At 41.3% G+C, this 13,219-nt stretch carries 15 protein-coding genes; all 15 read left to right on the top strand.

Going from position 1 to position 13,219, the window contains the following annotated elements:
- The first annotated feature begins 130 nt into the window (after positions 1–130).
- The 15 genes from fliE (at position 131) to flhB (ending at position 13,202) form a co-directional block, all read left to right on the top strand.
- Positions 131–463: a flagellar hook-basal body complex protein FliE gene (gene fliE / locus FLM47_RS11350; RefSeq protein ID WP_010387900.1), complete on the top strand. Its 333-nt coding sequence runs from the start codon at positions 131–133 to the stop codon at positions 461–463.
- A 20-nt stretch (positions 464–483) separates the two neighbouring features.
- Positions 484–2,199 (top strand): flagellar basal-body MS-ring/collar protein FliF, encoded by a 1,716-nt coding sequence (gene fliF / locus FLM47_RS11345; RefSeq protein ID WP_178956412.1) that lies wholly within the window; start codon positions 484–486, stop codon positions 2,197–2,199.
- Positions 2,192–3,232, top strand: a complete 1,041-nt coding sequence (gene fliG, locus FLM47_RS11340) for a flagellar motor switch protein FliG (RefSeq protein ID WP_010387902.1) — start codon at positions 2,192–2,194, stop codon at positions 3,230–3,232. Before fliF ends, fliG begins: the two co-directional genes overlap by 8 nt.
- Positions 3,233–3,235: 3 nt before the next feature.
- Entirely contained in the window at positions 3,236–4,039 is an 804-nt protein-coding gene (gene fliH / locus FLM47_RS11335; protein WP_055013207.1) for a flagellar assembly protein FliH, read from the top strand.
- A gap of 17 nt (positions 4,040–4,056) precedes the next feature.
- Positions 4,057–5,391: a flagellar protein export ATPase FliI gene (gene fliI, locus FLM47_RS11330; RefSeq protein WP_178956411.1), complete on the top strand. Its 1,335-nt coding sequence runs from the start codon at positions 4,057–4,059 to the stop codon at positions 5,389–5,391.
- Positions 5,391–5,837, top strand: a complete 447-nt coding sequence (gene fliJ, locus FLM47_RS11325; protein WP_010387909.1) for a flagellar export protein FliJ — start codon at positions 5,391–5,393, stop codon at positions 5,835–5,837. The genes fliI and fliJ overlap by 1 nt, the downstream gene beginning before the upstream one ends.
- Before the next feature lie 87 nt (positions 5,838–5,924).
- Positions 5,925–7,736 (top strand): flagellar hook-length control protein FliK, encoded by a 1,812-nt coding sequence (locus FLM47_RS11320; protein WP_178956410.1) that lies wholly within the window; start codon positions 5,925–5,927, stop codon positions 7,734–7,736.
- Between the two features lie 57 nt (positions 7,737–7,793).
- Entirely contained in the window at positions 7,794–8,321 is a 528-nt protein-coding gene (fliL, locus tag FLM47_RS11315) for a flagellar basal body-associated protein FliL (RefSeq protein WP_138605303.1), read from the top strand.
- A gap of 9 nt (positions 8,322–8,330) precedes the next feature.
- The gene (gene fliM / locus FLM47_RS11310; protein ID WP_010387912.1) at positions 8,331–9,422 is read left to right on the top strand and encodes a flagellar motor switch protein FliM; all 1,092 of its coding nucleotides are present in this window, start codon (positions 8,331–8,333) and stop codon (positions 9,420–9,422) included.
- A gap of 20 nt (positions 9,423–9,442) precedes the next feature.
- The gene (gene fliN / locus FLM47_RS11305; RefSeq protein ID WP_010387913.1) at positions 9,443–9,844 is read left to right on the top strand and encodes a flagellar motor switch protein FliN; all 402 of its coding nucleotides are present in this window, start codon (positions 9,443–9,445) and stop codon (positions 9,842–9,844) included.
- Entirely contained in the window at positions 9,841–10,224 is a 384-nt protein-coding gene (gene fliO / locus FLM47_RS11300; protein ID WP_010387917.1) for a flagellar biosynthetic protein FliO, read from the top strand. Before fliN ends, fliO begins: the two co-directional genes overlap by 4 nt.
- 4 nt (positions 10,225–10,228) lie before the next feature.
- The gene (gene fliP / locus FLM47_RS11295) at positions 10,229–10,969 is read left to right on the top strand and encodes a flagellar type III secretion system pore protein FliP (protein ID WP_178956409.1); all 741 of its coding nucleotides are present in this window, start codon (positions 10,229–10,231) and stop codon (positions 10,967–10,969) included.
- Between the two features lie 41 nt (positions 10,970–11,010).
- Positions 11,011–11,280 carry a flagellar biosynthetic protein FliQ gene (locus tag FLM47_RS11290; RefSeq protein ID WP_010387922.1) on the top strand — a complete coding sequence of 90 codons (270 nt, stop codon included), beginning with the start codon at positions 11,011–11,013 and terminating at the stop codon, positions 11,278–11,280.
- A gap of 2 nt (positions 11,281–11,282) precedes the next feature.
- Positions 11,283–12,062, top strand: coding sequence for a flagellar biosynthetic protein FliR (fliR, locus tag FLM47_RS11285; protein WP_010387923.1), 780 nt, complete (start codon positions 11,283–11,285; stop codon positions 12,060–12,062).
- A gap of 9 nt (positions 12,063–12,071) precedes the next feature.
- Positions 12,072–13,202 carry a flagellar biosynthesis protein FlhB gene (gene flhB, locus FLM47_RS11280; RefSeq protein ID WP_010387924.1) on the top strand — a complete coding sequence of 377 codons (1,131 nt, stop codon included), beginning with the start codon at positions 12,072–12,074 and terminating at the stop codon, positions 13,200–13,202.
- The last annotated feature ends 17 nt before the right edge of the window (positions 13,203–13,219 follow it).

The raw sequence follows: 13,219 nt of genomic DNA, 5'->3' as shown, positions 1-13,219 counted from the left end.
TGATTTTAGGGCTGTCAAAACTCTGACTACGCAAATAAACATAGTAAACCATTGTTCTAGTTGAATTTTATTTTTGGCATGTTTTGTGCTTTATTCTCTTTAAGAGTTTACTGCATTATCAGAGACAATTATGAAAATTCAAAACAGTGCTTTATTTCAAGAAATGCAATCTATGGCTTCAGAAGCCACGCGTAGTAACCAAGTTAATAACTTGCCAACGCAAGTGCAATCAACGTCTACAGCACAATTTGGTGATATGTTGAGTAATGCACTTAATACAGTGCATGAGCTTCAGCAAGACACAGGACAAAAAAGAAAAGCAGTTGAGATGGGCGACAGAAGCGTATCGCTTGCTGAGGCGATGATTGCCTCGCAAAAGTCTTCTGTGGCATTTGAAGCTACGGTACAGGTTCGTAATAAGCTTGTTGAATCTTACAAAGAAATTATGAACATGCCTGTTTAACTAGGTAGTGGAGAATTATTGTGGCGCAATCTAATCAATCAACAGATCTGGCACTTGCTGATGGCATGATGGAGCAAAGTGAAACTGAAGATCAACAAGAGCAAAAATCGGGCTATTTCAGCGCCCTAGGTGGTGTTGATGTTTTACGTCAAATTACCCTGATTGTTGCATTGGCCATTTGTTTGGCTATTGCTATCTTCGTGATTATCTGGGCTCGTCAGCCAGATATGCGCCCATTAGGTAAAATGCAAACTCAAGAGTTAATTGAAACACTCGACTTTTTAGATGCGCAAAAAATTGACTATGAACTTGATGGTAATGTGGTGTCGGTTGATGAAACTGAGTATCAAAATATTAAGTTACTGATGACACGTGAAGGTTTAGATCAAGGGCCAACATCAGGTAGCGATATTATTATGCAAGACATGGGGTTTGGAGTAAGCCAACGTTTAGAACGTGAGCGCCTTAAACATGGTCGCGAGCAACAGCTTGCCCGTACTATTGAAGAGCTAAACAACGTTACTCGCGCCAAAGTACTATTAGCTATTCCAAAAGAAAATGTATTTGCTCGTCGAGAGAAAAAACCCTCAGCAACAGTAGTACTAACGCTTAAGCGTGGTCGCTCATTAGATAGCGAAGAAGTTGACTCAGTAGTTGATATGATTGCTTCAGCGGTGCAAGGCCTTGAGCCTTCTCGCGTAACGGTGACCGATCAAAACGGTCGCTTACTAAATTCAGGTTCGCAAACCTCTTTGGCTGCACGCTCTCGTAAAGAATACGACCTAGAGCGTAAACGTGAGCAAGAATACCTAGAAAAAATTGACAGCATTTTAATTCCCGTCGTTGGTTTGGGTAATTACACCGCCCAAGTAGATTTAAGCATGGACTTTAGTGCAGTAGAAGAAACACAAAAACGTTACAACCCAGATTTACCGGCAGTAAGAAGTGAAACCACTTTCGAAGAAAATAATATCGGTGGTTTAGCGGTAGGTATTCCTGGTGCACTTACTAATCAGCCTCCTGTTAACTCAACGATACCTGAAGATGCAATGGCTGGCGGTGCAGGCACTGCAACCTCACCAAGTCGTACTCACAAAGAAGCTACCCGTAACTATGAACTTGATACCACTATTTCTCATAAACGTCAGCAAACGGGTGTGATCCGCAGAATTAGTGTGTCTGTAGCGGTCGATTACTTACCCACGGTAGATGAAAACGGTGAAACAACCATGACACCACGCTCGGTAGAAGCTTTGTCAAATATTCGTCGCTTGTTACAAGGTGGCGTAGGCTTTGATATGCAACGTGGCGATGCACTTGAAGTAGTGACCGTGCCATTTGTTCGTGAAGACTCAGCGCTTGATTTCGAATTGCCTTTATGGGAACAAGACTGGTTTATGAAAATGATGCGCTTAGTATTGGGTGCGCTGGTTATTATTGTACTGATTTTAGCTGTAGTTAAGCCTATGCTTAAGCGATTAATTTACCCAGATAATACACTTGAAGAATATGATGAAGACTCTCTTAGTTCAGGTGTTGACCTTGGTGACAGCACATTAGATATGCTAAATAATGACTTTGATTCTGCTTCAGTTGGCTTCTCAAGCGATGGTACACTACAGTTACCAGACCTACATGGCGACGAAGACTTATTGAAAGCGGTTCGTGCCCTTGTAGCCAATGAACCAGAACTATCATCACAAGTAGTGAAAGCGTGGTTAACAGAAGATGACTGATCAAGAACAAAAACAACTACCACCGGCGTTTGATGTTGATAAGCTCGATGGTGTAGATAAAGCGGCGATATTATTGCTAAGTTTATCTGAAGAAGATGCAGCGCAAATCCTAAAGCACTTAGAGCCAAAGCAAGTGCAAAAGGTAGGTATGGCCATGGCGGCAATCGATGATTTGTCGCAAGCTAAAATCAGCGCAGTGCACAACTTGTTTATCGAACAAATTCAAAGCTTTAGTACGATAGGTTTTCAGTCTGAAGATTTTATCAAAAAAGCACTTACTGCTGCATTAGGTGAAGATAAAGCTGCCAGCTTGATAGACCAAATTGTTATGGGCTCAGGCGCCAAAGGGCTTGATTCATTAAAATGGATGGACTCAAAGCAGGTAGCGAATATTATTCGTAATGAGCATCCACAAATTCAAACAATTGTGCTTTCTTATTTAGAGCCGGAACAATCTGCTGAGATTTTAGCGCAATTTCCTGAAAAAGTGCGCTTAGATTTAACCATGCGTATTGCCAATTTAGAAGAAGTTCAACCAGCGGCTTTACAAGAATTAAACGAAATTATGGAAAAACAATTCGCTGGTCAAGCGGGTGCACAAGCTGCGAAGATGGGTGGCTTAAAAGCGGCTGCAGATATTATGAACTACCTCGATACCAATGTTGAAGGGCAGTTAATGGATTCTATCCGTGAGCATGACGAAGAAATGTCGCAACAAATTCAAGACTTAATGTTTGTCTTCGAAAACTTAATGGATGTAGAGGATCGAGGTATTCAAGCAATTTTACGTGAAGTGCCTCAAGATGTTCTGATGAAAGCCATTAAAGGCACTGACGAAGCGCTTAAAGAGAAGATTTTGGGTAACATGTCAAAACGTGCAGCAGAAATGCTTGCTGATGACTTAGAAGCTATGGCACCAGTGCGTATTAGTGAAGTAGAAGCAGCACAAAAAGAAATACTGTCAACAGCTCGTCGTCTATCAGATTCAGGTGAAATTATGCTTGGTGGTGGCGGTGGTGAGGAGTTCTTATAATTTATGAGTAACTCAAAAGGTCGCCCGTTACACGCTGATGAAGCTGATGAGCTATTAAAAAATTGGCCAATTCCAGATGTTGCGCCAGATGAGCGAAGTTTTGGCAATCGTTCGACCGCTTTTGGTACGCCATTGGCAGAGCTATACCATAAAGAAATGGCCAAAGAGCAAGATGAAGAGCCCGAAGAACAAGAATTACCTTCTCTTACTATGGTGGAGCTTGAGCGCATTCGCCAAGATGCGTATGAGGAAGGTCTTAAGCAAGGACACGAGCAAGGCTATATAGATGGTTTTGATAAAGGCGTAACTGAGGGAAAAGAAGCTGGTTACAAAGAAGGTGTTGAGCTGGGTAAAACCCAAGGTCAAGAAGAGGTTAAACCTTTGATGGATGAGCAGTTAACTCACTTACGCAGCTTGTTAGATAGTTTATCTGATCCACTTAAAAAAGTGGATGAGCAAGCAGAAAAGCAGTTGGTACAGTTAGCAACTATGCTTAGTGAAGCAATCATTTATCAAGAGATAAAAACTTCGCCTGATATTATCTTACATACCTTGAAAAAAAGCATTGATGCATTGAATGCAGAGCAACAGAAAGTTAAAATTCATCTTCACCCAGAAGACCTAACACTTATAAAAACCAGTTATGGCGAGCAAGCTATTGAAGATAATCATTGGCAGTTAATTCCAGAGCCTACATTGGAGCGCGGCGGTTGTGAAGTTAAGACAACACTATCGTCTTTAGATATGACCTTGAAAACTCGTGTCAAAGAAACATTGGATAGTTTTTTGCATAATAGTGGTATCTAACTTTTTATTGGCGTGCAATGTCTGTGAGCGATACTTCATTAAGCGAACGCTTATCTCAATACCAACAACATATTAAAACCCCAGCCCCTGCGGTTGCGGGTGTTTTAACCCGTGTGGTTGGTTTAACACTTGAAGCAAAAGGCCTGCGAGCTCCAGTAGGCAGCCAATGTAAAATTGAAACCATGAGCGGCTTTGTTGATGCCGAGATTGTTGGTTTTAATGATCAAACCTTATATTTAATGCCCAATGATCATATCTCAGGTGTACTTCCTGGTGCCCGAGTTATTCCTCAAGTTAATGACACTGGTTTACCTGTTGGTATGAGTTTACTTGGCCGAGTTATCGACGGTTTAGGGCGACCTTTAGATGGGCTAGGGAAAATAAACGCAGAACACACACTTAAATTCGCTCAAAACGCAATAAACCCACTGGCAAGACGCCCCATTAGTAAACCCATGGATGTGGGAGTTCGCGCTATTAACTCAGTAATTACCGTAGGCCAAGGTCAGCGTATGGGCTTATTTGCAGGCTCCGGTGTGGGTAAATCTGTACTATTGGGCATGATGACTCGAGGCAGTGAAGCCGATGTAATTGTAGTGGGTTTAGTTGGTGAGCGTGGCCGAGAAGTAAAAGAATTTATTGAAGAAATACTGGGTGTTGAAGGACGTAAACGCTCAGTTGTTGTGGCAGCGCCTGCTGATGCTTCACCATTAATGCGATTAAAAGGCTGTGAGAGTGCAGTCACCATTGCAGAATACTTTCGAGATCAAGGGCTAAACGTATTGTTACTGCTTGACTCGGTAACGCGTTATGCCATGGCACAGCGTGAAATAGCACTTGCTGTGGGTGAGCCTCCTGCTACCAAAGGTTATCCGCCTTCAGTATTTGCTAAATTACCCGCATTAGTGGAACGTGCTGGTAATGGCGGAGAAGGGCAAGGCTCTATTACTGCCTTTTTTACTGTACTGAGTGAAGGTGATGACATGCAAGACCCGATAGCCGATGCCGCACGTGCCATACTTGATGGGCATATTGTTTTATCGCGTGATTTAGCCGACAGCGGTCATTACCCTGCTATTGATATAGAAAAGTCTATTTCTCGAGTGATGCCACAAGTGGTTTCTGAGCCACATATGCAGCAAGCTCGGGTACTTAAACAAGTATATTCTATGTATCAACAGAACAAAGATATGATCACCTTGGGTGCTTATCAAAAAGGCAGTGACCAAATGCTTGATCAGGCAATAAACATGATGCCAAGAGTGAACGCATTTTTACAGCAAGGCATGCGTGACGTGATTAGTTATGATGATGGCCTACAAGGGCTCGCACAATTATTAGGACAAGCATAATGGCAAAAAATAAACTACATTTGCTGCTTAAGCTTGAAAATGAAAAAGAAGAAACATTACGCATGAGCTACTTGCAAGCAAATCAAAACTTGCAGCTAAATCAGCAAAAGCTTCAAGGCTTAAATGACTTTCGACTTGAATATACGCAGCAACTTCATATTAAAGGGCAATCGGGCTTATCAAGTGCTGGGTTTAGCCAGTATCACGCATTCATAGCTAAGATTGAAGAGGCGACTCGCCAACAAGCGAGTACCGTTAATACTGCAAAACAAGTCGTGAGCCAGCGTAAAACGTTATGGTTAAAACAACAAGTTAAAGCGAAAGCGGTTGCTAAGCTAATTGAAAAGCAACAGTTAAAAGCGGATATGCTGGTGGCTAAGAATGAACAAAAAATGTTAGATGAGTTTTCTTCTAATCAATTTTATCAAAGAAATAAAGCACTGTAAGGTAGGCATACTAATTGCTTATGTTCTATAAGAGCAATGTTTTTTAGGATTGTGCGGTGGGCTGTTGCCGCTTTTATTAGGTGATTTATGGCGATGAATGATATTTCAATGTTGGCGGTATCTGAGCAAGACTCATACCTAGTTAATAAAGACAGTGATAAAGCAAAATTAGATAGCAGTAATGATGCTGGCTTTTTTGACCAACTAGCACTTGCTAACCAAGCTTCTGATACACAAAATGCAGAGGTTAAGGCGCCAAAAAAACAACCATCAGATGAACCATCCGATCCAAAAGAGCAAACTAGCGAAGAGAAGCCTTTGAGCGGTGAGGATATGCTGGCGCAAATTAATGCGGCACAGGTAATCGACACCTCAGTAAAAAATAACTCTCATGGCGGCGCAGAGTTAATAGACAAAAATGGTGTCAAAATAAACATTAAGCCTGAAGATAAGCTTGCACCTATTGTTATTAATTTGCCAAGTGATGAAATTGTTGATGATGCAGCTATTTTACAAGTACAAAATGCTGTAGGTGCTGAGTCAGCGAGCAAAACTGCTGTTGAGTCTCCACAGCTTGGTACTCAATCAATAGCGACAGCTGCCACAGCTGGAGAATCTGAGACTGTTAAAAATGAGCAAGCGGTTGCAAAACCATCAGATAAGCCGACTGATTCTACAGGCACTAAAGCATCGATAGATGCGTCTGTTTTGGCGTTGTTATCAAAAGATGATAATGCAATAAAAGCTGATAAATTCTTAGCAAATTTAACGCCTTCACAACAAGGTGAACTTGCTACTGAGCTAGATGCGATGAGCAAGCCCATTAATAAAGACAATGTAGCGGATTTAAAGCAGTTACTCAGTAAGTATGTTAGCGAAAGCGAGAAACCGCAAACTCCTCAACAAGCCATTAATGCACAAATAAGTACGCTAACGACCCCAGAAAAACAGGCATTGCTTAATCAGTTGCAGGGATACATTAAAAGCGAGCCTATACCTACTAAAGAACTTACCTTATTAAAAGGGGTTATCAGTGATTTAGAAACTGCTATCAACGCAGACACTTTGTCTAGTGCCAAAGATAAGCCGTTGTTTGCTAATAATACGTTGATAGCAGGCGTTACACCTAAAACACAACAAGGTACAGAGTCGGCTAATGTAAAACCTGAGCTAAAATCAGAAAGCTCTAAATCGATAGCCGAAACGCCTGAGGAGCTTACTAAACAGCTTGATGTACTACAAAAAGAGAGTATGCGCGCCACTAACGCAGAACAAATGCCACCGCGTGCTGCACAGATTTTTTCTCAAATCATTAATATATTCGATAAATCGTCGCTTAATACTATCGCTAAATACGATACTTTAGGCTACGAGCAAGCTATTATTGAAGCGCAAAGTTTACAGGCTGGGCAGTTACAAAGCACTGCGCAAGCTAAACAGGTGAGCATTGATCCTGCCACCTTACAGGCATTAAATATTATTAAAAGTGATGCCGCAAAAATGCTACAAGAGCGCGTTACTTCAATGTTAAGCATTAATAACAAAGAAGCTGAAATTCGTTTAGATCCACCTGAAATGGGCAGTATGCAAATTCGTATTCGAAGTGATGCGGAGCAAGCACAAATAAACTTTGTAGTGCAAAATCAGCAAGCCAAAGAAGCGCTGGAGCAATCATTACCTAGGCTTAGAGAATTATTAATGCAACAGGGTTTAGAACTAGGTGAAAGCAGCATTTCTTATGGTGGTTCATCTCCAGAACAAAACGAGCAACAAGAAAGTCAGCCACAAGGTCAAATGGCTAATAATAGCTCTTCAGATGAGACAAATAGTGAGCAACCAGATAAGCAAACACATAGTTCTGGACAACAAACGTCATCATCAATAGATTACTATGCCTAAGTCCTGCTATTATAATAGTTAAAACAAGCAAATACCTTTGCGAATAAAGGAAATACAATGGCTGAAGATACTAATTTAGAAATAGAAGAAGTCAGTAAAAATAAAAGCAAACTCATTATAATTATAGCCGCTGTATTAGTTATTGTTGGCGGTGCAGCTGGTTACTTTTTACTATCGGGTGATGATGAGCCCGTAGAAACTTTAACAGATGATGCCGCCAGTGGTGAAGTAGCCGCAGAATCATCAAGCTCCTCGGCAACGGTCGGCAGTGCGCTATATGTTGCTATGCCAAGACCTTTTATATTTAATGTTCCAGGGGCGAGTCGCGATAGAATTGTACAAATTAAAGTGCAATTGCTGGTGCGCGGAGATGGCAATGAAGAAACTGCTAAAAAGCATATTCCACTGATTGAAGGTACGCTATTGAGTGTATTTTCAATGACTACCGCAGATGAACTAAGCACCAGTGTAGGCAAAGAAACACTGCGCTTTACTGCGCTTGATAAAGTACAAGCTGCAATGATGGATGTGGAAGGAAGTAAAGTAATTGAGCGGGTACTGTTTACCGGCTTTGTGATGCAATAAGGGGTCAGTGTGAGCGATTTATTATCCCAAGACGAAATTGATGCGCTATTACACGGTGTTGATGAGGTCGAAGAGGAAGATATACACGACGGTGAAGACGGTGAGGGAAGTACGCTACAGTATGACTTCTCTTCGCAAGATCGCATCGTGCGTGGTCGCATGCCGACACTTGAAATTGTTAATGAGCGATTTGCGCGTCATATGCGAATTAGCTTATTTAACATGATGCGCCGCACCGCTGAGGTGTCAATTAATGGCGTGCAAATGATCAAATTTGGTGAGTATATTCATACCTTATTTGTACCAACCAGTTTGAATATGGTGCGTTTTCGCCCATTAAAAGGCACTGGTTTAATTACCATGGAGGCGCGCTTAGTCTTTATACTGGTAGATAACTTTTTTGGTGGCGATGGTCGTTATCATGCCAAAATTGAAGGGCGTGAATTTACCCCAACAGAGCGCCGTATCGTGCAAATGCTGCTAAAAATAATCTTTGAAGATTACAAAGAAGCATGGGCGCCGGTTATGGATGTGTCGTTTGAGTATCTCGATTCTGAGGTGAATCCCGCCATGGCTAACATTGTTAGCCCAACCGAAGTGGTGGTTATTAGCTCTTTTCATATTGAGCTTGATGGCGGCGGTGGTGACTTTCATATTGCGCTGCCTTACTCAATGCTCGAACCTATTCGAGAGCTACTGGATGCAGGTGTTCAGTCTGATACTGAAGATACCGATTTACGTTGGAGCAAGGCACTTCGCGACGAAATAATGGATGTAGAAGTCGATTTGTCGACTCAGCTACTTGAAGTTGATTTAAGCTTAAAACAAATTATGGAGCTTAAGGCGGGGGATATTATTCCTGTTGAAATGCCAGAGCATATTACTGTGTTTGTTGAAGAGTTACCAACATTTAGAGCTAAAATGGGTCGCTCACGCGATAACGTTGCGCTACAAATTAGTGAAAAAATTAAACGCCCTGATTCAGTTAAATCTGAGCTGCATGTCTTTACTAAAGGCGGCAAAAAAATTGATTCAGATGCAGAATTAGCAGAACTAGAAGATGATTTACACCTTTCAAACGGTGTAGACTTAGACTGGTAATTGATTAAAAGGTTAAAAGTATGAGCGATGATCAAGATACGATGGACGAATGGGCAGCAGCACTTGCTGAGGCTGAGGGAACTGACGATGATAGTGCAGAGGTTAAAGTAACCGAGCTTGATGAGCTGGATGATTCAAAGCATGAGCTCAGCGGTGAAGAAAAACGTAAACTCGACACTATTTTAGATATTCCCGTTACTATTTCGATGGAAGTAGGGCGTTCTAAAATTAATATTCGTAACTTATTACAACTTAACCAAGGTTCAGTTGTTGAACTTGATAGGGTTGCAGGTGAACCGCTAGATGTATTAGTTAATGGTACGTTGATAGCACATGGTGAAGTGGTTGTGGTGAACGATAAGTTTGGTATTCGCTTAACGGATGTAATTAGTCAGGTTGAACGGATCAAAAAGTTACGATGATAGCATTACTTGGTTTAAGCAATTCTGTGTTTGCAGCTACCGATGCTGCAACACCCACCACAGACATTATTTCAATGGTTATGTCGTTAGGTGTGGTGGTAGTGTTAATTTTAGTGTTGGCTTTTTTTGTTAAAAAGCTTAATCCAAATTTAACCAATAACGATGAGTTTAAAGTGATTCGCAGCCTCCCTTTAGGCTCACGCGAGCGTTTGATGGTAGTTGAGATAGATAATGCACAGCATCTATTAGGTGTAACTCCACATAGCATTAATTATTTACACAAACTAGAAACCCCCCTAACAGAGAAAGAGTTACCAGAATTAGCGAAGCGTTTTGGCAAAATGTTAAATCCACAACTTAATCAAAATAAAAAGAATTAATATTATGACCAAATGGCTGCTTATTATTCTTGCCACCGTGTTCATTCCTGGTGTTAATGCGGAAGGAATTGACGCGCTTACGATCACAAGTAATCCTGATGGCACGCAAGACTATTCAGTGACGCTACAAGTGTTAGCGATCATGACGGCAATGAGCTTTATTCCAGCAGCCATTATCATGATGACCTCGTTCACTCGAATTATTGTTGTTTTAGCTATTTTGCGCCAAGCGATTGGTTTACAACAAACGCCTTCTAATCAAGTATTACTAGGTATGTCGCTGTTTTTAAGTATTTTTATTATGGCGCCTATTTATGAGCAAATAAACGAACGTGCAATCGAACCGTACTTAAGTGAACAGGTAACATCACTAGAAGCACTCGATTTAGCTAAAGAGCCAATGAAAGCTTTTATGCTTTCTCAAGTACGATTAAAAGACTTAGAAACCTTTGCAAAAATAGCTGGGTACGATCAGCTTGATTCACCCGAAGCAACGCCAATGATTGTTCTTATTCCGGCGTTTGTGACCAGTGAGCTACAAACGGCCTTTATTATCGGTTTTATGTTCTTCATCCCCTTTTTGATTGTCGATTTGGTGGTTGCATCGGTGTTGATGGCCATGGGTATGATGATGCTATCCCCCATGATAGTATCGCTACCGTTTAAGATTATGTTGTTTGTATTGGTTGATGGTTGGAGCTTGGTGATGGGGACGCTCGCTAAAAGCTTTGGGTTGGGCACATAGTGGTGCTTTCTACTTTGAACCAATCACTCTAGGAGTCGCCCATGGAACCTGAAGTATTTGTTGATATTTTAAGTGGAGCCCTGTTTTTAGTGATTAAGCTGGTGTCTGCTATTGTGGTACCTGGTTTAATTATTGGTTTAGTAGTGGCAGTATTTCAGGCGGCAACCTCAATTAATGAACAAACACTGAGCTTTTTACCGCGTCTATTAATTACTATTAGTGCGTTAATAGTGGGTGGACATTGGTTTACTCAAGAGCTGATGGATTTTTTTAATCGCTTAGTGCTTCTTATACCCGAAATAGCAGGTTAACGATGGAGTTCCCATTTTCCGTTGTTATTCAATGGTTAAGTGATTTTTTACTGCCCCTGGTGCGTATTAGCTCAATGATCATGATAATGGCGGGTATTGGCGCCAAAAACGTCCCTTCTCGAATTAAAATGGGCTTGGCTGTTGTAGTCACATTTTTAGTTGTGCCTGTTTTACCTCCCGCTACATTTACTAATTTATTTTCTTTTGAAATGGTTTTAGTGGTGCTACAACAAATGCTGATTGGCGTTGCGATTGGTTTTGCATCCACACTACTGCTCAATACATTTGTGTTAGCCGGGCAAATCCTTGCTATGCAAACTGGTTTAGGTTTTGCGTCTGTTGTTGACCCCTCAAATGGAATGAGTGTGCCTGCTGTAGGGCAGTTCTACCTCATTTTAGCTACCTTGTTATTTTTTGTATTTAATGGCCATTTAATGATGATTCAAATGGTGGTACATAGTTTTCAGGTATTGCCAATTGATGGTAATTGGTGGGCGGTTGATCATTATTGGGACATAGTGACATGGGGTGGTTGGATGTTTACCACTGCACTAGTGCTTTCGTTAGCGCCATTAACGGCCATGCTTGTAATTAATATGTCATTTGGCATCATGACCCGTGCTGCCCCACAGTTAAATATCTTCTCTATAGGCTTTCCGTTTACCTTAGTGGCAGGGCTCGTTATTATTTGGGCTACCCTCGGTAACTTTATCACTCAGTTTGAGTTCCAATGGCTAAAAATGGTTGAGCTAATGTGTACTCTAGTTGGTTGTTCCCCTTAGGAGAGCGTAATGGCTGAAGATTCAGGACAAGAAAAAACCGAAGAACCCACGCCCAAAAAAGTTGATGATGCCAAAAAGAAAGGCCAAATAGCGCGCTCTAAAGAGCTAGGTACTATGTTTGTACTTATTTTTTCTGCTATTTCTCTATTAATGTACGGCCCTGAAATTGGCAAAGGCTTGTACCGAATTATGGGCAGAATGCTTAGTCTTAATCGCAATGAAACCTACGACACCACAAAAATGTTTGCGGTGTGGGGGGAGGTGGCCGACGTACTGTTATTTCCTATGTCGATGTTTGTACTTATTATTGTACTCGCTGCGTTTATTGGTAACACCATGCTTGGCGGCTTTAATTTTAGCTGGCAGGCAGCTGCGCCCAAAGCCAGTAAAATGTCGCCAATGAAAGGTTTTACTCGGATGTTTGGCCCGCAAGCGGCTATTGAACTACTTAAATCATTATTAAAGTTTGGCCTAGTGGCAACTTTCGCTATCTTTTTAATTAATGTTTATTTTGATGAAATATTACATTTAAGTATAGAAAGTGCGCCAGGCAATATCGTGCATGCTTTGGAAATATTAGCCTGGATGTTTTTAGGGTTATCTTGCACCTTAATTATTATTGCAGCTATTGATGCGCCATTTCAAAGTTATAGCCATAACAAACAGCTTAAAATGACGATGCAAGAAGTAAAAGATGAATATAAGAACTCTGAGGGGGATCCGCAAATCAAAGCGCGTATCAGGCAAACCCAACGTCAAATGTCGCAAAAGAGAATGATGCAGGATGTTCCCGATGCCGATGTTATTGTTACCAATCCTACTCATTACTCAGTGGCTTTAAAATACGACACAGAGCGAGCTGGAGCGCCTATTGTACTAGCCAAAGGTGTTGACGAACTCGCTATGCAAATTCGTAAAATTGCTTTAGGTAATGAAGTGCCTATTGTTGAGTCGCCTACTTTAACGCGAGCGCTTTATCATACTGCTGAAGTAGGGGATCAAATTCCCGATCAGCTATTTACTGCTGTTGCTCAAGTGCTTGCCTATGTATTTCAACTTAAACGGTTTAAAAAAGGCCGTGGAAAACGCCCTGTCGCGCTTAATAAAAAACTGCCAATCCCCGATGAATTCAAGTATTAACCGCTAACCAACTAACT

The organism is Pseudoalteromonas sp. Scap06, from assembly GCF_013394165.1.
Lineage (GTDB): Bacteria > Pseudomonadota > Gammaproteobacteria > Enterobacterales > Alteromonadaceae > Pseudoalteromonas.
Note: the sequence above shows the minus strand (reverse complement) of the source record. Positions and strands in the feature narration are given on the sequence as shown.

What these genes read in the sequence shown, in the direction of transcription:
- fliI (WP_178956411.1), top strand. Translation starts at nt 4,057, where the DNA reads ATGTCTGTGAGCGATACTTCATTAAGCGAACGCTTATCTCAATACCAA.
- FLM47_RS11320 (WP_178956410.1), top strand. Translation starts at nt 5,925, where the DNA reads ATGGCGATGAATGATATTTCAATGTTGGCGGTATCTGAGCAAGACTCA.
- fliO (WP_010387917.1), top strand. Translation starts at nt 9,841, where the DNA reads ATGATAGCATTACTTGGTTTAAGCAATTCTGTGTTTGCAGCTACCGAT.
- fliE (WP_010387900.1), top strand. Translation starts at nt 131, where the DNA reads ATGAAAATTCAAAACAGTGCTTTATTTCAAGAAATGCAATCTATGGCT.
- fliJ (WP_010387909.1), top strand. Translation starts at nt 5,391, where the DNA reads ATGGCAAAAAATAAACTACATTTGCTGCTTAAGCTTGAAAATGAAAAA.
- flhB (WP_010387924.1), top strand. Translation starts at nt 12,072, where the DNA reads ATGGCTGAAGATTCAGGACAAGAAAAAACCGAAGAACCCACGCCCAAA.
- fliH (WP_055013207.1), top strand. Translation starts at nt 3,236, where the DNA reads ATGAGTAACTCAAAAGGTCGCCCGTTACACGCTGATGAAGCTGATGAG.
- fliR (WP_010387923.1), top strand. Translation starts at nt 11,283, where the DNA reads ATGGAGTTCCCATTTTCCGTTGTTATTCAATGGTTAAGTGATTTTTTA.
- fliG (WP_010387902.1), top strand. Translation starts at nt 2,192, where the DNA reads ATGACTGATCAAGAACAAAAACAACTACCACCGGCGTTTGATGTTGAT.
- fliL (WP_138605303.1), top strand. Translation starts at nt 7,794, where the DNA reads ATGGCTGAAGATACTAATTTAGAAATAGAAGAAGTCAGTAAAAATAAA.
- fliP (WP_178956409.1), top strand. Translation starts at nt 10,229, where the DNA reads ATGACCAAATGGCTGCTTATTATTCTTGCCACCGTGTTCATTCCTGGT.
- FLM47_RS11290 (WP_010387922.1), top strand. Translation starts at nt 11,011, where the DNA reads ATGGAACCTGAAGTATTTGTTGATATTTTAAGTGGAGCCCTGTTTTTA.
- fliN (WP_010387913.1), top strand. Translation starts at nt 9,443, where the DNA reads ATGAGCGATGATCAAGATACGATGGACGAATGGGCAGCAGCACTTGCT.